The 23434-nt window shown below is 62.5% G+C and carries 25 protein-coding genes and 1 pseudogene; 19 read left to right on the forward strand and 7 right to left on the reverse strand.

Features of this window, described 5'->3' with window-relative positions:
- Positions 1 to 117: 117 nt before the first annotated feature.
- From ACRANW_RS07070 to ACRANW_RS07080, 3 genes are all read left to right on the forward strand, one after another.
- The gene (locus ACRANW_RS07070; RefSeq protein ID WP_479433818.1) at positions 118 to 906 is read left to right on the forward strand and encodes an outer membrane beta-barrel protein; all 789 of its coding nucleotides are present in this window, start codon (positions 118 to 120) and stop codon (positions 904 to 906) included.
- Between the two features lie 131 nt (positions 907 to 1037).
- The gene (folP, locus tag ACRANW_RS07075; RefSeq protein ID WP_479433819.1) at positions 1038 to 2150 is read left to right on the forward strand and encodes a dihydropteroate synthase; all 1113 of its coding nucleotides are present in this window, start codon (positions 1038 to 1040) and stop codon (positions 2148 to 2150) included.
- A gap of 79 nt (positions 2151 to 2229) precedes the next feature.
- Complete coding sequence (locus tag ACRANW_RS07080) at positions 2230 to 3411, forward strand: alkaline phosphatase D family protein (protein ID WP_479433820.1); 1182 nt, start codon at positions 2230 to 2232, stop codon at positions 3409 to 3411.
- Positions 3412 to 3502: 91 nt separating this feature from the next.
- On the opposite strand, the gene ACRANW_RS07085 is transcribed toward ACRANW_RS07080, so the two are convergent.
- Positions 3503 to 4273 carry an SDR family NAD(P)-dependent oxidoreductase gene (locus ACRANW_RS07085; protein ID WP_479433821.1) on the reverse strand — a complete coding sequence of 257 codons (771 nt, stop codon included), beginning with the start codon at positions 4271 to 4273 and terminating at the stop codon, positions 3503 to 3505.
- 32 nt (positions 4274 to 4305) lie between these two features.
- A complete protein-coding gene (locus ACRANW_RS07090) occupies positions 4306 to 5751 on the reverse strand; it encodes a sigma-54-dependent transcriptional regulator (RefSeq protein WP_479433822.1) in 1446 nt (481 codons plus the stop codon).
- 321 nt (positions 5752 to 6072) lie between these two features.
- Between ACRANW_RS07090 and ACRANW_RS07095 the strand changes: the two genes are divergently transcribed.
- The 15 genes and pseudogenes from ACRANW_RS07095 to ACRANW_RS07165 all read left to right on the forward strand — a co-directional run bounded on the left by ACRANW_RS07095 (position 6073) and on the right by ACRANW_RS07165 (position 19187).
- Positions 6073 to 6195, forward strand: a complete 123-nt coding sequence (locus ACRANW_RS07095; RefSeq protein WP_479433823.1) for a hypothetical protein — start codon at positions 6073 to 6075, stop codon at positions 6193 to 6195.
- A 12-nt stretch (positions 6196 to 6207) separates the two neighbouring features.
- Entirely contained in the window at positions 6208 to 7329 is a 1122-nt protein-coding gene (locus ACRANW_RS07100) for an NAD(P) transhydrogenase subunit alpha (protein ID WP_479433824.1), read from the forward strand.
- Entirely contained in the window at positions 7326 to 8057 is a 732-nt protein-coding gene (locus ACRANW_RS07105; RefSeq protein ID WP_479433825.1) for an endonuclease NucS domain-containing protein, read from the forward strand. Before ACRANW_RS07100 ends, ACRANW_RS07105 begins: the two co-directional genes overlap by 4 nt.
- 4 nt (positions 8058 to 8061) lie before the next feature.
- On the forward strand, positions 8062 to 8343 hold the full coding sequence (locus tag ACRANW_RS07110; RefSeq protein ID WP_479433826.1) for an NAD(P) transhydrogenase subunit alpha part 2: 282 nt from the start codon (positions 8062 to 8064) through the stop codon (positions 8341 to 8343).
- 3 nt (positions 8344 to 8346) lie between these two features.
- Positions 8347 to 9804 carry an NAD(P)(+) transhydrogenase (Re/Si-specific) subunit beta gene (locus ACRANW_RS07115; protein ID WP_479433827.1) on the forward strand — a complete coding sequence of 486 codons (1458 nt, stop codon included), beginning with the start codon at positions 8347 to 8349 and terminating at the stop codon, positions 9802 to 9804.
- A 42-nt stretch (positions 9805 to 9846) separates the two neighbouring features.
- On the forward strand, positions 9847 to 10197 hold the full coding sequence (locus ACRANW_RS07120) for a hypothetical protein (protein ID WP_479433828.1): 351 nt from the start codon (positions 9847 to 9849) through the stop codon (positions 10195 to 10197).
- Positions 10198 to 10252: 55 nt separating this feature from the next.
- Positions 10253 to 11476, forward strand: coding sequence for a parallel beta-helix domain-containing protein (locus ACRANW_RS07125; protein WP_479433829.1), 1224 nt, complete (start codon positions 10253 to 10255; stop codon positions 11474 to 11476).
- A complete protein-coding gene (locus ACRANW_RS07130) occupies positions 11473 to 12492 on the forward strand; it encodes an SO2930 family diheme c-type cytochrome (protein ID WP_479433830.1) in 1020 nt (339 codons plus the stop codon). Before ACRANW_RS07125 ends, ACRANW_RS07130 begins: the two co-directional genes overlap by 4 nt.
- Positions 12489 to 13496 (forward strand): alpha/beta fold hydrolase, encoded by a 1008-nt coding sequence (locus tag ACRANW_RS07135; RefSeq protein WP_479433831.1) that lies wholly within the window; start codon positions 12489 to 12491, stop codon positions 13494 to 13496. The genes ACRANW_RS07130 and ACRANW_RS07135 overlap by 4 nt, the downstream gene beginning before the upstream one ends.
- Positions 13497 to 13589: 93 nt before the next feature.
- Positions 13590 to 14294 (forward strand): aspartate/glutamate racemase family protein, encoded by a 705-nt coding sequence (locus ACRANW_RS07140; RefSeq protein WP_479433832.1) that lies wholly within the window; start codon positions 13590 to 13592, stop codon positions 14292 to 14294.
- Between the two features lie 300 nt (positions 14295 to 14594).
- Positions 14595 to 15758 (forward strand): deoxyguanosinetriphosphate triphosphohydrolase, encoded by a 1164-nt coding sequence (locus tag ACRANW_RS07145; RefSeq protein WP_479433886.1) that lies wholly within the window; start codon positions 14595 to 14597, stop codon positions 15756 to 15758.
- Positions 15751 to 16194: pseudogene (locus ACRANW_RS07150) on the forward strand (NAD(P)H-binding protein); the annotation flags it as partial. The gene ACRANW_RS07145 and the pseudogene ACRANW_RS07150, both read left to right, overlap by 8 nt.
- 278 nt (positions 16195 to 16472) lie before the next feature.
- A complete protein-coding gene (locus tag ACRANW_RS07155; RefSeq protein ID WP_479433833.1) occupies positions 16473 to 16922 on the forward strand; it encodes an ABA4-like family protein in 450 nt (149 codons plus the stop codon).
- 60 nt (positions 16923 to 16982) lie between these two features.
- Complete coding sequence (locus ACRANW_RS07160) at positions 16983 to 18545, forward strand: long-chain-fatty-acid--CoA ligase (protein ID WP_479433834.1); 1563 nt, start codon at positions 16983 to 16985, stop codon at positions 18543 to 18545.
- 24 nt (positions 18546 to 18569) lie between these two features.
- On the forward strand, positions 18570 to 19187 hold the full coding sequence (locus tag ACRANW_RS07165; RefSeq protein WP_479433835.1) for a DUF938 domain-containing protein: 618 nt from the start codon (positions 18570 to 18572) through the stop codon (positions 19185 to 19187).
- 105 nt (positions 19188 to 19292) lie between these two features.
- Here ACRANW_RS07165 and ACRANW_RS07170 read toward each other — a convergent pair whose 3' ends face one another.
- From ACRANW_RS07170 to ACRANW_RS07185, 4 genes are all read right to left on the reverse strand, one after another.
- Positions 19293 to 19574, reverse strand: a complete 282-nt coding sequence (locus tag ACRANW_RS07170) for a hypothetical protein (RefSeq protein WP_479433836.1) — start codon at positions 19572 to 19574, stop codon at positions 19293 to 19295.
- Positions 19575 to 20053: 479 nt separating this feature from the next.
- Positions 20054 to 20185, reverse strand: a complete 132-nt coding sequence (locus tag ACRANW_RS07175; RefSeq protein WP_479433837.1) for an entericidin A/B family lipoprotein — start codon at positions 20183 to 20185, stop codon at positions 20054 to 20056.
- A gap of 95 nt (positions 20186 to 20280) precedes the next feature.
- The gene (locus ACRANW_RS07180; RefSeq protein ID WP_479433838.1) at positions 20281 to 20412 is read right to left on the reverse strand and encodes a hypothetical protein; all 132 of its coding nucleotides are present in this window, start codon (positions 20410 to 20412) and stop codon (positions 20281 to 20283) included.
- A gap of 62 nt (positions 20413 to 20474) precedes the next feature.
- A complete protein-coding gene (locus ACRANW_RS07185; RefSeq protein ID WP_479433839.1) occupies positions 20475 to 21386 on the reverse strand; it encodes a DMT family transporter in 912 nt (303 codons plus the stop codon).
- 66 nt (positions 21387 to 21452) lie between these two features.
- Here ACRANW_RS07185 and ACRANW_RS07190 point away from each other — a divergent pair, with 66 nt between their 5' ends.
- Positions 21453 to 21704 (forward strand): hypothetical protein, encoded by a 252-nt coding sequence (locus ACRANW_RS07190; protein ID WP_479433840.1) that lies wholly within the window; start codon positions 21453 to 21455, stop codon positions 21702 to 21704.
- A 117-nt stretch (positions 21705 to 21821) separates the two neighbouring features.
- Here ACRANW_RS07190 and ACRANW_RS07195 read toward each other — a convergent pair whose 3' ends face one another.
- Positions 21822 to 23342 (reverse strand): CpaF family protein, encoded by a 1521-nt coding sequence (locus ACRANW_RS07195; protein ID WP_479433841.1) that lies wholly within the window; start codon positions 23340 to 23342, stop codon positions 21822 to 21824.
- Positions 23343 to 23434: the final 92 nt, after the last annotated feature.

Consider the following 23434-nt stretch of genomic DNA (forward strand, 5'->3'; position numbering starts at 1 on the left):
GTCGCATCACCGCCACAATCTGTCGCAATTTGCGGAAACCGTTTCGCGCCCCCCTCGTACCATGGCTGGTTGTCCGTTCCCTATGAACGGCTCGCCCCATAAGTATGAGGAAACAGCATGAACGTGAAGAATAGATTTGCCCTGGTCGCAGCAGGCACTGCCGCTCTGGCAGCGCTCCCCGCAGCGGCAGCGGCGCAGGAAGGACCCTACATCGGCGTCAGCGGGGGCCTCGCGTTCCCGAACGACAGCAACAACAGCGGTGCCTTTGATGCGACGGTTCCCGCAACCGATGATTTCGGCGCGATCCCGGCCGATACCTCGTTGGGCTGGAAGACAGAATTCGATACCGGTTACGCAATCAACGGCCAGGTCGGTTACGCCTTCAACAATGGCTTCCGGGTAGAACTGGAAGGCGCCTACTCCCGTTATGACGTTGATCGTCATACCGGGCTGACGGTTGGTGGCGCGAATATTGATGGGGTGGACGTGGCCGTGTTGACCCGTGGTTCACCGGCAGCGGGCAACCCCACTGTCGGCGCGGTGCTCGCCGACGGACAGGGCCGTGTTACGAACTTCGGTCTGTTCGGCAATGTCTTCTATGACCTCAATACCGGGAACAGCTTCAAGCCCTTCGTTGGCGCGGGGCTTGGATACCAGTGGGCCGATATTCAGTACCGCCCGTCTGGCGTGGATGTGGCCGATGCCAATGATGGCGGCTTCGCCTATCAGCTGATGGCGGGTGCGAGTTTCGCCTTGTCCGAACGGGCGGAGGTGTTTGGCCAATACACCTGGCGCGACCGCACGGATACGGCCACCGTGCCGTTGAACCTGCTGCCCGCCAATCTCGGTGTGGAAACCGGCCAGTCGATTGTCTCGGCCGGGGTGCGGATCAAGCTTGGCCAATAAGCTGGTTTGCGACTGATTGACCGCAGAAGGCCGCGTCCGTGATCGGGCGCGGCCTTTTTTATGGGCGCGGTTGTTGGCAGACGGGCCGGAAGGGCTTTGCGCGAACAGCGCGGGCGGGTAGTCCATGAGACATGGCTGACAGCGTCTATCTCCATCCGATCACCCTTGTGTCCGGTCCGCAAGCGGTGGAGGGCGACGCAGTGCGGCTCGGCGGCAGCATGGTCTATGCCCGCGAATTCGCGCTGGTGGTGCGCGGGGGCGGGGCGGTCCTCCAGCGGGTGGTCGGCCTGCCGGAAACAATCGTCGCTGCGATTGCCGATCTGCCGGACGATTTGGCGCAAGATGCTGCGGTGCAATGGGCAAACCTCGCCAAGGTCCACCCGCCGCTAAACCTTAGCGCGCGCACCATCCGCCTTGATCAGCCGCAGGTAATGGGCATCCTGAATGTCACGCCCGACAGTTTCTCCGATGGGGGCCAGCATGACGCCGCAGAGGCAGGCCGCGCACACGCCGCCGCCATGCTCAAAGCCGGGGCGGCCATTATCGACATCGGCGGGGAAAGCACCCGTCCGGGCGCCTCTGCCACGTTCGAGGACGAGGAAATCCGCCGGGTCGTTCCGGCGATTGAATATTGCGCTGTCATGGGCGCCGCGATCAGCCTCGATACACGGCGCGCAGGCGTGCTCGCCGCAGGCCTTGCGGCGGGCGCCCAGATGGCGAACGACGTCTCTGCGTTGCGCTATGACCCTCGCACGATCGAGGTGGTGGTCGAAGCGGCTTGTCCGGTCGTCCTGATGCATGCGCCGGGCGCGGGCGAGGACCTGCATGCGGGTGGCCGCTATGCCGATGTGGTCAGCGAGGTATTTGATTTCCTGAAGGCCGCGCGCATGCGCGCTGTCGCCGCAGGGATTGCCGAAGACCGGATCATCCTTGATCCCGGTATCGGCTTTGGCAAATCCTTGAGCGAAAACCTCGCTTTGCTGAATGCCCTACCGCTGTTCCACGCGCTCGGCAGTCCGCTGCTGCTGGGCGTGAGCCGCAAGCGGATGATCGGCGCGCTGTCCGCAGAGGAAAGCGCCGATCAGCGCCTCGCCGGCTCGGTCGCGCTCGCCATCAAGGGGATGGAGGCGGGCGTCCACTTGCTGCGCGTGCATGACGTGGCCGAGACGGTGCAGGCGCGCAATGTGTGGCGGGGCCTGCGCGATGCGGCGCTAACCGATTTCAGCGCGTTGGCACCGCTCTGACAGTCTTTCCCTGTTGCCATGCTTGTGTCACGAAGCATCGCCACAAAACCCCCGATCTGCCCCCTCAAGGAGCCAACCCATGCGCCTTTCGCTGCTTGCCGCCACTATCCTTGCCGCCACCGCTTTTGCTGCACCGACCATGGCGCATGAGGATGAACCGACGCCGGTCAAGGCCACGCCTGTCGCGGTGAGCCTGACGCCCGATCAGTTGCTCGCGCCCTATTACGCGGCGCTCGCCCAGCAGGTCGAGATGCCGGTGGCGGGGCCTAACCCAGCGCTGGCCGCCACCACCACGCTGACTCGAATCGCGGTGGGCAGTTGCAATCACCAGAGCGCGCCGCAGCACATGTGGGCGCAGATCGCGGCTCAGCAGCCCCAGTTGTTCTTGATGATCGGCGACAATGTCTATGGGGACAGCGGCTGGGATTTTGACGCGGGTCTCGAAAGCCTGCGCAGCGCCTATGCCCTGCAGGCCTCGCATCCGGAATTCGCAGGGTTCCGTGCCAAGGTGCCGATGATGGCGACGTGGGACGACCATGATTACGGCCTCAATGATGCCGGCGGCGGCTTTCCGTTCCGGCAGTGGGGCGAGACGCTGTTCGAAACCTTCTGGGGATCGTCCGACGCGGTCCGTTCGCGCCCCGGCGTTTATGAAAGCCGCATCACCGGGCCGGAGGGGCGCCGCGTGCAGGTCATTATGCTGGATACGCGCTACTTCCGTTCGGATCTGAAGCGGGCGGAATGGACTAAGGATCGCCCGCCACTCGGCAGCTATCTGCCGGATGAAAACCTCGACAAGACGATGCTGGGCGAGACGCAGTGGCAATGGCTGGAACAGGAACTGGCCAAGCCGGCGGACTTGCGGATCGTGGTATCGTCAACGCAGGTGATCACTACCGCGCACCAGTTTGAAGGCTGGACCAACATGCCGGTCGAGCGCAACCGGCTGCTCGAAATGCTGCGCCGCCGTGAGGCGAGCGGGATGGTGATTCTGTCGGGTGATCGCCACGCTGCGGGCATCTACACTACCGCGCATAAGGGCGAGACAATGTGGGAGCTGACCAGTTCCTCGCTCAACCTCGCTTTCGGCAATGACAATGATCGCAGCACTGAGCGTGAACCCGATGCGGCGCGGGTGACGAAGTTCTTTTCGGAAGAAAACTACGGTCTGGTCGATATCGACTGGAAGGCCAAAGCGCTGACCATGACGCTCAAGGGCAATACCAGCGCGACACTGGCGAGCCAGACGTATAACTGGTGAACGGATTTCCACCCGGCCAAGGATGTTCTGCGTATGTTTCACGTGAAACATTTTTGGCCGGGTTGGAATTGCGCGAAAATGTCGCGGAAAATCAGAGAGTAAAGCCGCCGTCTGAGACCATCACATGGCCGGTAATGTTGGAAGCAGCGTCGCTGAGCAAATAAAGGATGCTGTCGGCCATCTCCTCGGACGAGGCGAAACGACCCAAGGGCGTGGTTTTCGCCATCGCCTTCAGCGTCGCTTCGCGCCCGATTGCGGCGACCGAGCGCTGGAAATCCTCGCCGCTTTCCCAGATCGCGGTATCGACCCCGCCGGGGGCTATCGCATTGACGCGGATGCCTTTTCCGGCATTCTCGACCGCCGCGATCCGCGCCATGTGGGCGACCGCGGCCTTGGACACACCATAGGGGCCGATACCGGGTACGGGCTTCAATCCGGTGACCGAGGCGACCACCACCGCGCTGCCGCCGGTATCGCCCATTGCCCTGAGCGCGGTGGCAAGCGTCAGGAACGCGCCATCAAGATTGACCGCCATCACTCGGCGCCATTCTGCGAGCGAAATCGACGCAATTGGCCCGCCTGCGCCAATACCTGCATTGACCACGGCGTGGTCTAGACCGGTCAAGCGGGGCTCTAGACTGTGCCAAAGCGCCTCGTCCGCGACGCTGCCGACGATGCGGTGAACCTCGCTTTCGGAGCCCTTGGGAAGATCCAGCCGATCCAGCCCTGCAGCATCGATATCGACCAGAAACAGCCGCGAAGCCCCCCGTGCCGCCAGCGCCTTGGCAGAGGCCGCGCCGATACCCGATGCCGCCCCTGTGACGAGCGCCGTGCGCCCGGCGAAATCCTGATTGTGTGTCATGGCGCTGTGGCTAAGCCCGCAGGCTGTGCCGATCAAGCCGCGTTATCAATCCCCAGATCGGACAGCTTGCGATACAGCGTTGACCGCCCGATCCCCAGCCTGCGTGCCACTTCGGTCATGCGACCGCGATAATGGCCGATGGCAAGGCGGATCACATCGGCTTCGATCTCTTCGAGCGGGCGCAGGTTGCCATCGGGGGTGTAGAGCATGACGCCCACGCCTTCATGCGCGCTGGCCACGGTGACGCTGCCCTGTTCGCCCAGCAGTTCGGACAATTGCGGGAAGCTGTCGGCACCCAGCGAATTGCTTTCGCAATACACCGCGGCGCGAAACAGCACTGATTGCAGTTGGCGGACATTGCCCGGCCAATCGTAAGCCGCCAGCAGCGCAAGGGCACTATCTGAGACAGACAGGTGGATAAGGCCCGGCTGTTCGCCGATGCGGGCCAGAAAATGGCGGGTCAGGGCGGGAATATCGCCGCTGCGCTCGCGCAAGGGCGGCAGCACGATCCGCGTCGCGCCCAGCTTTGCGGCGAGGCTGGCATCGAATTGTCCGGCCTGCACCATTCGGTCCAGCCCGACATTGCTGGTCACCAGCAGCCGCACATCGACGCGAAAGCCATAGCTGGCGCCGACGGGACGGATGATCCCGGTGTCGAGCGCTTCGGCCAGGCGTTGCTGGAGTACGGGGTTGAGGCGGTCAATCTCGTCGAGGATCAGCGTGCCGCCGTCGCAGTGCTGAAAGGCGCCGATCTGACGATCGAACGCGCCGGGGAAGCTGCCGGGTTCATGCCCGAACAATACCGAATCGATCGACGCAGGCGGCACGCTGGCGAGGTTGATGATTCGCAAGGTTTCCTTCGACCGCGGCGAGGCGCCATGCATGGCGCGCATCAGCATTTCCTTGCCGGTGCCGGTTTCGCCTTCGATCAGCACATGGCCGTGGCCGCGCGCCGCCTTGGCCGCCTGCGCCAGCGCGGTGCGGAATTGCGGGGCGGTGCCGATCATCGCATCGAAATCGAGCTGAGCGGACATTTTTTCAGTGAGCGGCGCCAATTCATTGCGCGGCGATTCGCGGGTGGTGACAGTGCGCAGCGCCTCCATCAACCGGTCAGGCGAGACGGGTTTGACGAGATAATCCGAAGCGCCTGCGCGCATCGCTTCCACCGCCAGCAAGGGCGATGCGCTGGTGGTCAGCATCAAAATCGGAAGCGCCGGCCGGCGCGATTTGAGTTCCGCAATCAGCTGGCAGGCATCATCCCCCGGCACCCATTGGTCGAGCAGGATCGCGGACAACTGCATCCCTTCATGCGTGCCAAGCATCGCAATGGCGGTTTCGGCATCGGGGGCGACGATCGTGCGCCAGCCATCGCGCGCAGCAATCGCGGTGATGAGGCGCGACTGCGCTGGCTCATCATCGATGAGCATGACGATCCGCGCATCATTCTGCGCTTCGGGAAGGCAATCAATATCCGCCATCGGTCCTGCCGCTCGCTTTCACCTGAATTGCCGGACAGCCGCAGCGGTCCAGCACAAGCCGTAGGCATAGCGGCGGAAGGTAAAAACGGGATTAAGACTGTGCCGGACCGGGACAGGTGGTTTTCGCAGGCCCAGACCGCGATCATCCGCGCTCCATGCGCGCCCCATGCGCGCCCCACGCGCAACGTGACTTGAGATCGCCTTGGGGCTTCGATACGGAACGACGGCACAGCCGGGTTGCGGCCCCGGCAATTTTGCGGCAACCACTGCGCAACCCAACGCGCAAGGCCGCGTTCGAGAGCCCAAGGGGAATGAGGACGTATGACTGTTCACGACATGGAAAAGGCTGAAGCCACCTATGGCAGCTTCATGGCAACGCTCAAATGGGCTGTGCCGGTGATCGCGGTCATCGCGTTCATCGTTGTCGCGCTGATCGCCAGTTAAGCCGCCGTCCCTGTGAAAATCGCCATTTTGAAGGAGCGCGCCTCTGGCGAGACGCGCGTTGCCGCCACGCCGGAAACGGTGAAGAAGTTTGCTGCGCTGGGTTGCTCGGTCGCGGTGGAGGCAGGGGCGGGGGTGATCGCTTCGATCCCCGATGATGCCTATGCCGAAGCCGGCGCGCAGGTGGCCGATGCCGCCGCGACAGTGAAGGACGCCGATATCGTGATCGCGATTCAGGCGCCGGACACAGCCCTGCTGGCGGGGGCAAAGCCGGGCGCGATGGTGGCGGCGCTGTTCGATCCCTTTACGCGGCGCGATGTGGTCGATGCCTATGCCGCTGCCGAGCTGGAAGCGCTGAGTATGGAGTTCATGCCGCGCATTACCCGCGCGCAAGGCATGGATGTGCTGTCTTCGCAATCCAACCTCGCCGGATACAAGGCCGTTCTGGCCGCCGCCGATACCTATGGCCGCGCGTTTCCGATGATGATGACGGCCGCGGGCACGGTGCAGGCCGCGCGCGCCTTCATCATGGGGGTGGGCGTTGCCGGCCTTCAGGCAATTGCGACAGCGCGGCGTCTGGGCGCGCAGGTTTCGGCGACCGATGTGCGCTCTGCCACCAAGGAGCAGATCCAGTCGCTCGGCGCCAAGCCGATCTTTGTCGAAAATGTCGCCGGGATCGAAGGCGAAGGTTCGGGCGGCTATGCCACCGAAATGAGTGAGGAATACCAGAAAGCGCAGGCCGAACTGGTGTCCAGCCATATCGCCAAGCAGGATATTGTCATCACGACGGCCTTGATCCCGGGCCGCGCCGCGCCGCGCCTGATCACCGACGCGCAGATTGCGACGATGAAGCCGGGCAGCGTGATCTTCGATCTCGCGGTGGCGCAGGGCGGGAATGTTGAAGGGTCGGTGCCGGATCAGGTCGTGGACCGCCACGGCGTCAAGATCATCGGCTTTTCCAACACGCCCGCGCACTTGCCTGCCGATGCCTCGGCGCTGTTTGCGCGCAACCATTTCATCATGTTCCAGGCGTTCTGGGACAAGGAGCAGGGCAAGCCCGTGTTCGATGAGGAAATCGGCAATGCGATCCGCCTGACGCAGGGCGGCAAGGTTGTGAACGAACGGCTGCTGGGATGAAGGAGCAGGCGTTTAGGGCTTGGTTAGCGGAACGATACCCCAAGCCGAGCGTGGCTGCCTCGTATCTCGGTTATGCACGGCGCATAGAAGAAGCCTACGGCGACTTAGATGATCTCTTTGACAGGGATCGTTTAGCGACAGCGATCGCAAATATGGAATATTCGACCGCAGATGCACGAGCCGACAAGCCAGATCCGAGCAAACTTGGAATAGTCGGTCCCCGATATAATCAACTGAGTAATTTTCGGACAGGCGCTCGCACGTACTGCCTTTTTCGTGACGAGGGTGGTGAGAGTAAGGTCGTCGCGGATTCCGCGATTGAGATCGCCGCTGCCGCATTATCAGATAAGAAAGAAGCCAAGCAGTTTGAACTTGAACGCCATTTGCAAGATAGTTTGCGGAAGGAGATCAAACAGCTTGAGCCTGATCTCACGATTATAGACGATGGTATGGAGCGCAGCGTTCAGTCAGGCTTTATAGATATTCTAGCCCGCGACGCGACCGGGGCATTAGTCGTCATTGAGCTCAAAGCAGGAATAGCCAAACGCGAAGCAATTGGCCAAGTCGCTGGCTATATGGTTGATTTGATGGCGGAAGAGCCCGAAACTTTGGTCCGAGGATTTCTTGTTGCGGCTGATTTTGACAAAAGCTGCCAAAGCGGTGTTCGTGCAATTCCTTCGCTGAAACTCAAAAAGTATCGGTTCTCCTTTATGTTCGAGGATGCGTAAGCAAATGGATTTTATTGCGATTCTCTCGATCTTCGTACTGGCCTGCTTTGTGGGCTATTACGTTGTCTGGTCGGTCACCCCGGCGCTGCATACGCCGCTGATGGCGGTGACCAATGCGATTTCCTCCGTGATTATCGTGGGCGCGCTGATTGCGAGTGCCGAGGCCAACAGCCCGGCCGCCAAGTATCTCGGCCTGTTCGGGGTGGTGCTGGCCAGCATCAACATTTTCGGCGGGTTCGCCGTGACGCAGCGTATGCTCGCGATGTACAAGAAGAAGGGCAAGTAAGCGATGAGCTTCTCCATCCTTGCCTCGGGCGCTGCAGGCGCCTCGGCCACCCCGGCCTGGGCGATGCTCGCCTATCTGGTTTCGGGCGTGTTCTTCATCCTTGCGCTGCGCGGGCTGTCCAGCCCGGCCACCAGCCAGACGGGCAACCGCAACGGCATGATCGGCATGGCGATTGCGGTCGCCACGACGCTGATCACGCATGACATCGCCAACATGACCGAGATCCTGATTGCGGTCGGCATCGGCGGTGCCATCGGCGTCGTGATCGCCCGTCGCATCGCGATGACCGCGATGCCGGAACTGGTCGCGGGCTTCCACAGCCTTGTCGGCCTGGCGGCTGTGGTGGTGGGCTTTGGCGCGTGGCTTGACCCTGAATCCTTCCGGATTGTCGACACCGCAGGGCAGATCATGGCGGTCAGCCGTGTGGAACTGGGCCTCGGTATCGCCATCGGGGCGATCACGTTCTCTGGCTCGATCATTGCGTTTCTCAAGCTTTCGGGCCGCATGGGTGGCTCGCCGATCATGCTGCCGGGGCGGCATATCCTCAATCTTGGCACGCTGGTCGCCATTCTGGCGCTGATCGGGCTCTACACCATTTCACCCGACGGCGGCGCTGGCGAAGGCTGGATGATCATTGTCATCGCATTGCTGGCCTTCATCATCGGCTTCCTGCTGATCATTCCCATCGGCGGGGCGGATATGCCGGTGGTCGTCTCGATGCTGAACTCGTATTCGGGCTGGGCGGCAGCGGCGATGGGCTTCACGCTGGGCAACTCGGCGATGATCATCACCGGGGCGCTGGTCGGCTCGTCCGGCGCAATCCTCAGCTACATCATGTGCCGCGCCATGAACCGCAGCTTCATTTCGGTGATCGCAGGAGGCTTTGGCGCCGCACCGGAAGCGGCTGGTGCCGGCGGCGCACGCGAACAGCGGCCCTACAAGCAGGGCAGCGCCGAAGACGCGGCCTATATGCTGGAACAGGCCGAAAAGGTCATCATCATCCCAGGCTACGGAATGGCCGTGGCGCAGGCCCAGCACGCCTTGCGTGAAATGGGTGACAAGCTGCGCGAAAAGGGTGTCGAGGTAAAATATGCCATCCACCCGGTCGCGGGCCGGATGCCGGGGCACATGAACGTGCTGCTGGCCGAAGCCAGCGTGCCCTATGATGACGTGTTCGAACTGGAAGACATCAACTCTGAATTCGCGCAGGCCGATGTCGCCTTCATCATCGGTGCGAACGACGTGGTGAACCCCGCCGCCAAGACCGACAAATCCTCACCCATCTACGGGATGCCGGTGTTCGATGTGGAAAAGGCCAAGCAGGTGTTCTTCATCAAGCGGTCAATGGGCGGGGTGGGCTATGCCGGCGTCGATAACGACGTATTCTACATGAACCAGACCGTCATGCTGCTGGCCGACGCCAAGAAGATGGTCGAGGAAATCGTCAAGTCGCTCGATTGATTGCACTCACTTCGCGTTCGGGACAGCAAACGACAGGAGAAGATGATGGGATTGCGCAACCGAACTCGTGCAGGGGGCAGAATTGGCGCGCTGGTCCTGGGCGCGGTCATGCTGTCTGCCTGCGCGCAGACCATCGCCAAAAGCCGGGTCGAAAGCGCGCTGGTCGACGCCGGGTTGGGCGAAAAGAATGCCACCTGTATGGCAGAACGGATGGTCGACCGGCTCACCATCAGCCAATTGCGCAAGCTTGAAGGGCTCAAGGCGCGCAATGGTGAAGCGGCCCGGCCCACAACGCTGGATGGCTATATCGACCGCGTTCGGAGGGTGGGCGATGCCGAAGTGCTGGCCGTGACCAGCAGTTCCGCCGCGCTGTGCGCCGTGGGGCTAGGCTGAGACTTGCTATTTCTCCCCGCGATGCGCCACACTGCGCACGGAGAGGGAGAAGATTATGAACCGATTGGCCCTGCATACCTGGGCGTCCGCCGCGCTGCTCGCATCCGTGGGAGGCTGGGCCGCAGCGCCGCTCGCCGCTGAAACGCTCCGGGTGGAGCCGGGCGAGGGCGCGAGCCAGCAATTGCAGGAGGCGCTGATCCTGGCCGCGCCGGGTGATGTGATCGAACTGGGCGCAGGGCGCTTCACCTTGACCGACGGCCTCAGTCTTGATGTCGATGGCGTAACCGTGCGGGGCGCAGGCATGGGCGCCACCGTGCTCGATTTCACCACGCAGGCGGGCGCGGGCGAGGGGCTGCTGGTCACCTCCGACAACGTCACCTTGCGCGATTTCGCGGTCGAGAACCCCAAGGGTGACGGGATCAAGTCCAAGGGCGCGGACAACATCATCTATTACCGCGTCCGGGTGACGTGGACCGGCGGGCCCAAAGCCGAGAATGGGGCATACGGCATTTACCCTGTCGAAAGCACCGGCGTGCTGATCGATGGTTGCACGGTTTCGGGCGCTTCGGATGCCGGTATTTATGTCGGACAGTCCAGGGACATCACGGTCCGTTATTCCGTTGTCGACTATAATGTTGCCGGGATCGAGATCGAAAACAGCCGGGATGCGATCGTCCATCACAACCTGGCGACCCGCAACACTGGGGGCATTCTGGTGTTCGATCTGCCCGGCCTGCCCGTGATGAACGGGGGCAATGTCGTCATCACCGATAATGTGGTGGTCGACAATGATACCACCAACTTTGCTCCTCCGGGCAATATCGTTGCCGGCGTGCGGCGGGGCACGGGGATCATGGTCATGGCGAACGAGAATGTCGTGATCGCGCGCAACCGGATTGATCGCAATCCGACCGCGGCCGTGATGGTCATCAGCTACCCCAACGCCTTTGATGATGCGCGCTATAATCCCACACCGCGCAAGGTGTTCATCAGCAACAACGCCTTTGGCCGGAACGGCGATGATCCGCAGTTGGCGGGCGCCCCGATGCTGCTTGCGGCGTTTGGCGGGCAGCTGCCGCCGATGATGTGGGACGGGCTGGGTGATGCGCCGACGGCGTTGGGATCAGAGGATGCGCGCGCGTGGTCCTTGAACCTGCCCGCGCAAGGCGCGAGTTTTGACAAAGCCAACCCGGCGCCGCTTCAGCTCGGCGTGCCGATGCAAAGCGCCGCCCGCGCCAATCCCGGCGCGCCAGCGGAGATGGAAGCGCGGTTGCAATGAGGCGCAGTGTCGGCCTTCTGCTGGGCGCTTGCGCCACCTTTGGCGCGGTCCTCGCCCATGCCACGGTGGCACCGCCTGCGCTGGTCCATGATGCGGCGGTGCTGGACGCAAGTTTTCCCAAGCGCTTGAGCGATTATGGCTTCTTTCACGATGCCCGCGCACAGGCGCCTGCGGTCGGGGTGACGCCTTACGCGCTCAATACGCCCTTGTGGTCAGACGGCGCAGACAAGCTGCGCTTCATCTACCTGCCGCAAGGCACGCAATTGACCGCCAATGGAGAGGGCTTGCTGCAATTCCCGGTGGGCGCGGCGATCATCAAGACCTTTGCCTATGGGACAGGGGCAGACCGCCGGTTGATCGAAACCCGCGTGCTGCTGCACCGTGCCGATGGCTGGACCGCGCTGCCCTATCGCTGGAATGACGAACAGACCGAGGCGACACTGGCGCTGACGGGCGGCAGGGTGGATCTCGTCACTCCGGCGGGTGAAGCGATTTCCTATGCCATCCCCAACAAGAACCAGTGCAAGGGCTGCCATGCCAAGGATGGTGCGGTGATCCCGATTGGCCCCAAAGCGCGCAATCTTTCGCGCGCGTGGCTCGGCGATATGGAGCGCAAGGGCTGGCTTGCGGGGGACATCGCCGGCGGTGACCGCTTGCCGGACTGGCGCACCCACGCCAGCGGCCCTGCTGCGCCGCTGGCGCGCGCCTATCTCGATGTGAACTGCGCGCATTGCCACCAGCCGGGCGGGGCGGCGTCCAATTCGGGGCTGGATCTGCGCTGGGAGCAGGACAGCGCGCCCGCGCTCGGCATCATGAAACGCCCCGTCGCGGCGGGCCGCGGGGCGGGCGGGCATGAATTCTCGGTCTTGCCGGGGCAGCCGGACAAATCCATCGTGCTCTACCGGATGAACAGCGCAGAGCCGGGCATCGCCATGCCCGAACTCGGCAAATCGAGCGTTGATAAACAGGGCGTTGCCGTGGTGCGACGCTGGATTGCGGAGATGGATACGCCATGAAATGGGTCTGGCGCGGGCTGCTCGCGCTCTTCGGCATCGTTGTGATCGCCTTCCTGATCTTCCGCACGCCCGATACCGATGCGGATGAAATGCGCGCCAAATATGGCGGGCCGCCATCGCAATTCGTGGCCATTGGCAATGGTGTAACCGTGCACTTGCGTGACGAGGGGCCAAAGGACGCGCCTGCGATTCTGCTGCTCCACGGGTCCAACGCCGATCTGCACACGTGGGAGCCGTGGGTGGCGGCGCTGAAGGGGCAATACCGGGTGATCCGATTCGATCAGGTCGGCCATGGCCTGACCGGGCCTGACCCCCGTCATGATTACAGCCGCGACAATTATGTGGCCGATATCCTTGAGGTGGCCGATGCGCTGGGCTTGCGGCAATTCATCCTCGCCGGCAATTCGATGGGCGGCAAGCACGCGCTGGCCTTTGCCGTGGCGCACCCTGAGAGGTTGACCGGTTTGGTCCTGGTGGATGCCAGCGGCGGGCCGATGCTGAAGATGGAAGGCGATACGCTCACGGACGAGGTGGACACTGCCGAGGATAGCGGCGGCGGCAATATCGGTTTTGCCATCGCCCAGACGCCAGGGATCAACCGGCTGGTCGAACAGATCACGCCGCGCAGCCTGATCGCGCAGAGCCTTGAACAATCGGTCTCGGTCAAATCGGTGGCAAGCGAAGCGGCGGTGGATCGGTACTGGGAGCTGTTGCGCTATCCCGGCAACCGGCGAGCGACCCTGAAGCGCTTTGGCTATCCCTATGATCCGCTGACCGAGGCACAAATTGCCGCGATCGCTACCCCGGCGCTGATCCTGTGGGGCCAGGAAGACCGCCTGATCCCGGTTCAGGCGGGGCGATGGCTGGCCAAGACGATGCCCGATGCCACGCTGGCGGTCTATCCGGGCATCGGCCATCTGCCGCATGAGGAGGCCGTGGCGGCGACTCTTGGTGATCTCGTGCCGTGGCTTGCCGAACACGCATCGGCAACAAAACCCCGGTAATTCCCGCCCGCACCCGCTCGCGCACTGGACGCCCGGAACGCGGCTGCCCTACAGTCGTTCGCATCTGCACACCAAATCGAAAGGGCCGCGGCTTTGCGCAAACTCGGGATCATCGGCGGCATGAGCTGGGTGTCGACCGCGACCTATTACGAACGCATCAATCGCATCATCCAGAAACGCGCTGCCCCAATGGCCAGCGCGCCGCTGCTGATCGAAAGCCTCGATTTCTGCCAGCTTTACGCGCTGCGCGAGGAACGCGATTGGCAGCGTGCCGCCGGCGTGCTGACCGACAGCGCGCGCCGGCTTGAGGCCGCCGGCGCACAAGCGTTGATCATCGGTGCCAATTCCATGCACCGCCTGTATGATGATGTTGCCGCGGCGGTGGACATTCCGATCCTTCACATCGCTGAATGTGTCGGTCTGGCGGTGAAGCGTCTTGAGATAAACAATGCCGCCGTGCTCGGCACCCGCAATGTCATGACCGAAAGCTTCTACCGCAAACGTCTGGTCGCGCACGGGATCGACCTGCTGCCGCCCAATCTCGACTACGTCGAGATGATGGATAAGATCATCTATGACGAACTGATGGTGGGGAAAGTCACCCGCGAGGCCGAACGCACGATGAAGACTATCATCACCAACAAGGCGCAGGAGGGGGCCGAAGCGATCATTCTGGCCTGCACCGAGCTTGATCTGGTGGTGGATGTGAACGCGAACGTGCTACCCATCTTTGACAGCACGCGAATCCACTGTGAGGCCGCCGCCGACTGGATCCTGGAACAGGACGCGGTGGGATAATCCTCCACTCATCCGTTCATGCGGGCACTTTGCCGCGTTGTGGCACCGCAAGGGGTGCATGTTGTTAAATGTCGCGTCTACGGAGCACGAGGATTTTGTCACGGAAACGTATCAGGCATTATCCGGGTTCTTCGGGTCGCACCGATGGGCCCTTGGGGCCGTTCTCCTCCCCCCCAATCACCGGAGGGCGGCCCCATATCTCATCATGCTAAAGTGTCGGTATCTTGCACGATTTGTGCGGTGTTCCTGCCCCGTTCCCGTTGAGAACCTGGCCTCGCTCCCCTAATCGCCTGGGTTGTGATGACCCGCGCTCCCTATGCCGCCGACCCCGAGGCTCACGGCCCGCGTGAATTTGCCAGAGCAAGCGACGGCGAGCAGCGCGGCCCCCGCAGCGCTTTTCAGCGTGACCGGGACCGCATCATCCATTCGATGAGCTTCCGGCGGCTGAAATCCAAGACTCAGGTGTTCATCGCGCCCGATAGCGATCACTACCGCACCCGCCTGACCCACAGCCTTGAAGTCGCGCAGATTGGCCGGGTGATCGCCCGCGCTTTGCGCCTTGACGAGGATCTGACCGAAGCCTTGTGCCTTGCGCATGATCTGGGCCATCCGCCCTTCGGCCATGCAGGCGAGGCGGCGCTGTCGGACTCGCTGGAGCGTCACGGTGGTTTCGATCACAACGCGCAGGCGCTGCGCACGGTGATGCGGATCGAGTGCCCGTACCCCGAGCATGACGGGCTGAACCTCACTTGGGATCTGCTGGAAGGCCTTGCCAAGCACAATGGCCCGGTCATCGCGCCGAATTGGGCGCTGGCGGAACTGGACGCGGCGTTCCCGCTGCAACTTGCCACCTGGCCTTCGCTCGAAGCGCAGGTTGCCGCCGTGGCGGACGACATTGCCTACGACAATCACGACATTGATGATGGCCTGCGCGCAGGCTTTCTCAGCCTTGATGACCTGCTCACCCTCGATTTCCTCGCAGACCAATGGCGGAGTGTCGAAAAGCGCTTTCCTCAGGCCCCGCGTGAGCGTCTGCTGCGGGAGATGATCCGCGACCAGATCGGCCTGATGGTGAATGATGTGATTGAACACACGGCAGCGCAGGCCAAAGGCTGCGTGTCGGTGGCCGACGTGCGCGGGGCAGGGCAGCAGCTTGCGGGATTTTCGCCCGCGATGGCTGCCCAGGAACGGCGGCTCAAGACCTTCATGTACGAACGGCTTTACTACCATCCCGAACAGGTCGCCGCCGCTACCCGCGCGCGTGATGTGGTGGCGCGGCTCTATGCAGCCTACGCGCAGGATGCGACCCTGATGCCCGCTGACTGGCAGGCTCGCCTGCCCGGGCGCGATCCGGAGCGCGCGCGCGTGATCGCCGACTTTATCGCAGGGATGAGCGATCGATTTGCGATGCAGACCGTCAACCAGATTTATGGCGAACGTCCCCTGGGTCTCACCAATGTCTGACCCGCGCCCCATCGGGCCGGTGCGTGTCGCCTTGGTTGGTGCAACAGGGCTGGTCGGGCGCCGCGTTATCGAGGTGTCCAGCACGGGCGATGACGTGCGGATCGTCGGCATCGCCCGGCGTGAAGCCGCCCTGCCACCGGGAGCGCGGATGGAGATGTTCGTGTCCGAGCCGGACAAGTGGGGCGATGTGTTCGATGCCGTGCGCCCGCGGGCATTGATCTGCGCGCTCGGCACCACCTGGAAAAAGGCCGGACGCGATGAGGCGGCCTTTCGCGCAGTCGATCACGATCTGGTGATCGCCACAGCCGAAGCGGCCAAGCGCGCCGGAGTGCCCAACATGGTGCTGGTGAGCGCCGCTGGGGCCGATGCGCAGTCCAAGACGCTGTATATGCGGGTCAAGGGCGAGACCGAAAACGCGCTGTCGCGGATCGGTTTCAAGCGGCTCGATATCCTCCATCCCGGTCTGCTGCGCGGCGAGCGTGAGGGCGATCTGCGCTTTGCCGAGCGCGCTGCCATTCTGGCCGCGCCGTTGATCGACCCGCTGCTGTCGGGATCATGGACGCGGTACCGTTCGATCGACGCAGGGCTGGTGGCCGAGGCTGCGCTGGGCCTTGCGCTGCGCCGTGCGGGCGGGCGCTTTACGCACGACAGCGAATCGATGCGCCGTGCGGCCCGTGAATGGCGCCGCGTGGGCGAGACAGGAGAGGCGGCATAATGGATTGGGCTTTTGTTTTCAGCGCGGTGAACCTGCTGGCGCTGATCGCGTGGGTAGCTTTGATCCTGCTGCCGCGCTGGCCCGCGTTGCTATCGGCCATTCTGTATTTGGGCGTGGGCCTGCTGTGCCTGATCTACGCCACCGGACTGATCGGGCTGTTGACTGGATTGATCCCCAATGACGGCGGCGGCGGGGCTGATTTTACCACGATTGCGGGCGTACGCGCGATCTTTGGCAGCGATGCCGGGGTGACGATCGGCTGGACGCATTACCTGGCCTTCGACCTGTTTGTGGGCCTGTGGATCGCACGCGATGGCGATGCGAAGAACATTTCGCGGTTGATTCAGGCGCCGGTTTTGCTGGCGACGTTCATGGCGGGGCCGTTGGGTCTGCTGGTGTGGCTGGGCCTGCGTGAGCCGATTGCGCGGCGGCAGGGGCGGTTTCGCTAGACCCGCACGGGCGCATCGGCTTATTCTCCTCGCCAAACAGCTTTTGGGAGAGAGCACACCATGGCGCACACCGCTCACCACGATCACACGACCTTCGATGCGATCCTGCATTTTTGGGCCGCGGCGCGGCCCGATGGCCCCGCCTTCGATCAGGACGGACGGGTGACGACCTATGCGCAAGCAGATGTTCTGACCCGTCAGATCATCGCGCTGCTTCAGGGGCGCGGTGTGGGCAAGGGGGACCGGGTCGCATGGCTCGGCAAGAACCGCGACATCTATTACATGATCTATATCGCTGCGGCGCGCATGGGCGCCGTGATGGTGCCGATCGGCTGGCGGCTGGCGCCGCCCGAAATCGCCTATATCCTCGGGGATACCGGGGCAAAGCTGCTGTTTGCCGATTCCGAATTGATGGACATGGCCCGGCAGGTCGCGGGTGATCTGCCCGCCAAGCCCGAAGTGATCGAAGCCGAAACCGCACGCACTGAAGCCGCCGGTCTTGCGCCGGCCGATTACACGCCGCCCGGGCCACACGATCCGGTGCTGCAGCTTTACACCTCGGGCACCACGGGCAATCCCAAGGGGGCGATGCTGACCAACACCAACCTGTTCGGGCTGCGCGCTGCGGGGCTGGCAGCAGGACTGGAATGGCAGTTTTATGAGCCGGACGATTGCATGCTGGTGGCCATGCCTTGCGCCCACATCGGCGGCACGGGCCTGGTCAACATCGCGGTTGCCAACGGCGTGCGTTCGCTGGTGCTGGCCGAGTTCACGCCTGATGGTGTGATCGACGCGGTCAACGCAGGGGCGACGCACATGTTCATCGTGCCTGCTGCGTTGCAGATGGTGGTGCAGCATCCGCGGGCGGCCAGCACTGATTTCAGCCGACTCAAATACCTCCTTTATGGCGCTGCGCCGATGCCGCTCGAACTGCTCAAGGAAGCAGTGCGAACGATGCCGAAATCGGGGTTTCTGCAAGCCTATGGCATGACCGAGACGACAGGTACGGTGTCCTACCTTCCGGCAGAGGACCACGCGCTGGAAGGCAACCGGCGGATGCGTTCAGCGGGCAAGGCGTGCCCGGGCGTACGGATCGAAGTGCGCGGGCCTGACAATCAGGAGTTGGCACGCGGCGAGATTGGCGAGGTTTGCGTGCTTTCACCCTCGAACACGCCGGGTTACTGGAACCTGCCGCAAGCCACGGCAAACACCATCGATCCTGATGGCTGGCTCCACACCGGGGATGCCGGGATCATGGACGATGATGGCTACATCTATATCCAGGATCGCATCAAGGACATGATCATCTCTGGCGGAGAAAACGTCTATCCCGCTGAAGTCGAAAGCGCGATTTACGGCCACCCCGCCATCGCGGAAGTCGCCGTGATTGGCATACCGAGCGCCAAGTGGGGCGAAGAGGTGAAGGCGTGCGTGGTGCCCAAACCGGGCCATGAGATCGACGCTGACGATGTGATCGCCTGGGCGCGCGCGCGGATTGCCGGGTTCAAGGCGCCCAAAAGCGTCGATGTCATCCCGATGATGCCGCGCAACGCCAGCGGCAAGATCCTGCGCCGCGAACTGCGCGGGCCGTATTGGGAAGGGCAGGAGCGCCAAGTTTCATGACGATGCTTTCATGAGGGCGCTTTCGTGACGGCAAAACAACACGCGCCCGCAACCGAACGCAATCGCGAACCCATCGCCGAGGTGCTCGCGCGCGAGCTGCCGTCATCCGGCACTGTGCTCGAAATTGCAGCAGGCACGGGGGAGCATGCGGTGTTCTTCGCGGGCGAATTCCCTGCGCTGGGTTGGCAGCCGACCGACCCTTCGGCGGAAGCTGTTGCGTCGATCGCCGCCTACCGGCAGGATTATGCGGGCGATAATCTCGCCATGCCGCTGATGCTCGATGCTGCCGCGCCAGATACCTGGCCGTTCGCTGGCATTCGGGATTTTGATGCCTGTGTCTGCATCAACATGGTCCATATCAGCGTTTGGGACGCCACCATCGGAGTATTCAAAGGGTGCGCCCGCGTGCTTTCGCAGGCGGCACCGATCATCCTTTATGGGCCGTATCTGGAGGACGGTGTTGCAACAGCACCGTCCAATCTTGAATTTGACCGATCGCTCAAGGCGCGCAATCCGGCCTGGGGCCTGCGCAACCTCAATGCTGTTGACCACGTGGCAGCCGATCATGGATTTGTGCGCGCCAGCCGATACCAGATGCCCGCCAACAATCTCATGCTGGTCTATCGCAAGGGCTCGTCATAGCGGGTTGGCCGCGTTGCCAACCATCCGGCGCCAGACGTAACGTCTTGCGCGGCCTACCCGAACGCGATCCATCGACGTCCGTGCTTCCGGCCGCGCGAGACCCGTTCATTCTTGCTCGGGACGACGTTCCTCAACTTCGTCAGCACCGGTCATTTTTTCTTCGGGAAACTGCATGTTCGGGTTCGTCTTGACGTCAACGTCATCGACACTTTGGCCCTCTGCGGTGCCCAGATTTTCGACATCCTGCTCATTATCACCGCCCATCATCTCGGACGTTCCACCGTCCTGCTGCGTGGTCGGTTCGCTGGCCGTGTCGGAGCCGGAACCGCAACCCATCAGCGCAAGACTTGCCAATGATACCGCGACGATTGCATTAATTTTCTTCATGTCGGCTCTCTCCAAATCCCAGGTCGATAATAAACTCCTGTGTGATGAAGCGTTACGCGCTCATCAAGGGCGCACATTAACATAAGTCGCAAGAACGCGCAGCCGGCACAACCGTGCTCACGAAAGGCAGCTACTTTCTGCGGATCACAATGGCGGGGGCCGGAGAGCGGACCTGTTTCTGCCTGCCTCGTGTGAGCGTAGCCAGGCTATCCTGTGGAAAGCCTTTAAGGGCCTTTCCGGAGAGCTGCCCGTTTAATGGGCATCAACGCGATGTCTCGAAATGGCGCAGCCTATTGCTTGGGCAAGGTTGGAAAACTGCGCCCCTAAGCCGCGAATATAACGTCAGTTTCTAGGCGGAGTAACGCCAGTGGGGACGCAAATCATCAGGCACGCGGATAGGATTTTACCCGGTACCGGGTGGCCCGCAACGCACGCCACCCGGTACCGGCCAAGAATATTATGCCGCTTTATTGATCACATTAGTCGATGGCGCGTTCACCTGCGCGGCCCACCGACTTGATGTCTTCGCCTGCGCCCTTGACTGTGTTGCAGGCCGAAACGGTCAGCGTGAGTGCGGCAAGGGCGGCAGCAACAAGTACATTGCGAATCATTTATCAGTTCCTTTTTGTCGATCGCGTTCGATCAACGCGTGGTTCTGCATAATCTTTCCTGACAATGACGTGAAGCACCGACCTCCCCGAAGAAATCAGATTTCCTTTTCAACCTCGCGTGAGGCGGATTGGAGGTCTTCGCCCGCACCTTCGACGGTGTTGCAGGCGCTTGCGGCCAGAATGGCGGGCACGGCAGCAAGAGCGAGGATCAAAGTTCGTGTCATCATGGTGATATTCCTTGGTATTGTCACGTGGCCAAGTACCGTCTCACCTGCATCAAAGGTCCATTCTACTCGCCGGAATGCACCCTCAATCGGGCGAGTTGCCGCTCCCGCCACGCGATCAACAATCCAGCGGCGATAATCAGGGGCGCACCGACCCACAGGCTAGCGGGTGCAGCGCGGTCAAACACATAGAACCCATACAGGCTTGCCCAGATCAGCGCGGTGTAGTCCATCAGCAAGATCACCGCCGCCGAGCCGAAGCGCAGCGATGTCGTCAGCAGCATTTGCGCCGCCGCGCCAACCAGCCCCATCCCGAGGATCAGCGCCCAGGTTAGCGGATCATGCGCGGCGAAAACGAACGGCAGCGCAATGGCGGCGACGGGCAGGCTCAACGCGGCAAACCAGAACACGATGCTCCACGGATTTTCGGTCGTGTTCAGATCCTGGATCTGGAAACTGATCAGCGCCACCATAAACGGCGCAACAAGGCCCACCGCCACGCCCGCCAGCGTCACGCCTTCATGCAGGCCGGAAAAGGGCTGCATCACCACGATCACGCCCGCAAAACCGATCACAACCGCGCCCCAGCGATATGGCCCGATCCGTTCACGGAACAGCACGATGGCAATCAGTACGGCAAAGACAGGCGCGGTGAAGCCGAGTGTCGTCGCCTCGGTCAAGGGCAGCAGCAGTACGGCGCCATAGGTGAACAGCATGCCGACCAGTCCGGTAGCGGCGCGCCGGGCGTGGGCGGGGAGGCGCTGCGTTTTGAGCATGGCCAGCCGCCGGGTCAGCGCCAGCCCCGTTCCCAGCAGCATGACCGTGAGCAATTGTCGCCAGAAGATCAGCTCGATCAGATGCGCGCCCCGATCGCCTGCCAGTTTCACCAGCATTCCCATCGTCGCCAGCGCCAGCGCAGCGAGCAGTCGCACGCCGAGCGCAAGCAGAGGGCGGGGGCGAGCGATCGAGCCATCCATCGCAGGTTCGCTTGGCCGAGCGGCAGGGATTGCGCAAGCCGCCTGCGCAGGTACAGGCGAGGCTTCATGGAGATGATCGCCCAATTCGCCCTGCTCAGCGATGCCGCGCAGCTTGCGTGGGCGGGCGCCGCATTGTGGGTCATTGCGGCGTTCGCAGGCATTATGGAGCGCCGTCGCGGCAAGCGGCGCGATGTTGCCCGGCTTGAACAGGTCGGCTGGGTGCCGTGGACCGGCCTGTTCATGCTCGCCGCGATTGCGGGCGGCGGATGTCTGGCTATGAGCCTGCCGGTTGTAATCGGCGGGTTGGCAGCCGGCTAGGATTTCACACGCACGTGAACGATGCCGCAGGCGTCACAAGCACGGAGTCGAAGCCGAAGGCGCAGACGTGCGAAGCACACCTGCACGCTCGCCGGGCTGGTTAGCGATCCGCCTGCCTTACAGGCAGGCCTCCAAATACGCCTGATCGTAGCCGAACTGGCGCGCCTTTTCGAGCGTGTAGGGGCGCAATCCCGAAGCGCGAAATTCGCCGAGGATCTTGCCGTCCTCGGTCTCATCGAGATATTCGAACTTGAACAATTCCTGCGTGACGATCACGTCGCCCTCCATCCCGATGACCTCGGTGATGTTGGTGGTGCGGCGTGAACCATCGCGCAGACGTTTCACCTGCACGATCAGGTCGACGGATTCGGCGATCTGGCGACTGATGGCTTCCTTGGGGATCTTGATGTCGCCCATCAGGATCATGTTTTCCATACGGCCAAGGCATTCGCGCGGGCTGTTGGCGTGGAGCGTACACATCGAACCATCGTGACCGGTGTTCATCGCGGCCAGAAGATCGAAACACTCCGCGCCGCGAATTTCCCCGAGGATGATGCGGTCAGGACGCATACGCAGGGCGTTCTTCACGAGGTCCCCGATGGTGATCGCGCCTTGACCTTCCAGGTTCGGCGGGCGGGTTTCCAGCGGCAGCCAGTGCGGCTGTTGCAAGCGGAGTTCCGCCGCGTCTTCGATCGTCAGCACGCGCTCGCCCGGGTCGATCATCTTCGACAAAGCGTTGAGCATGGTGGTCTTACCCGAACCCGTACCGCCTGAAATGACGATATTCATCCGGCACGCGCCCGCGATTTTCAGCGCGGTGCACATCTTGTCCGACATCGAACCAAAGTCGCGCAGCATATCGAGCGTGATCGGCTTTTCGGAAAACTTACGAATCGAGATCGCCGTGCCGCGCAAGGACAGTGGCGGCACGATCACGTTGACACGTGAGCCATCTTTCAAGCGGGCATCAGCCAGGGGCGTGGTCTGATCAACGCGGCGGCCGACCATGTTCACGATCCGCTGGGCGATCTGGAACAGATGCTGTTCATCGCGGAACCGGATCGGAGCGAGGATCAGCTTGCCCTTCTTTTCGATGTAGGTCTGGTCCGGGCCGTTGACCATGATATCAGTGATATCCGGATCGTTGAGCAATTCTTCGAGCGGACCGAAGCCGAGAAGCTCGTCGATCAGCACCTTTTCAAGTGCAAACTGTTCGCGCCGGTTCAGTGTGACCTTCAGTTCGGCCAGCACTTCCAGGATGATGGGCCGGAATTCCTCGGACAGCTCTTCCTTGGACAAGGTTGCTGCCGCTTCGGGATCGACGCGTTCGAGCAGGCGCGGCAGCACCTGTTCCTTGATCTTGTGAACACTGGCTTCAAATCCGCCGACTTCGGAATCGCCGGTGTTGATGGCGGTCATTCGTTCGTTGAGGCGGTCCATCGCGTCGGCGGTGGAGGTCGGGCGGCTGGATGATGATGGCGCGGGCGCGGCAGCGCCTTCACCGGGGATTGGTGGAAATTGTTCGCCGCCACGCGCTGCGGAGCTGCCAGAGCCCTTCATCGGGCGTGCGACACCAAACGCGGGCCTTCCGCCCGGCCCTAGTCCGCCTGCATTGCCCTTTTTGCCGAATGCGCTCATTCCCAGCCCCCGAGGCTTTCAATTTATGTGCGTACCTCGGCGCAATCATGCGAAGGGTACGTCTCGAAGCATGGTGAATAGAATGGAAAGGT

It is taken from the genome of Erythrobacter sp. 'gip.4 top 5', from assembly GCF_056495765.1.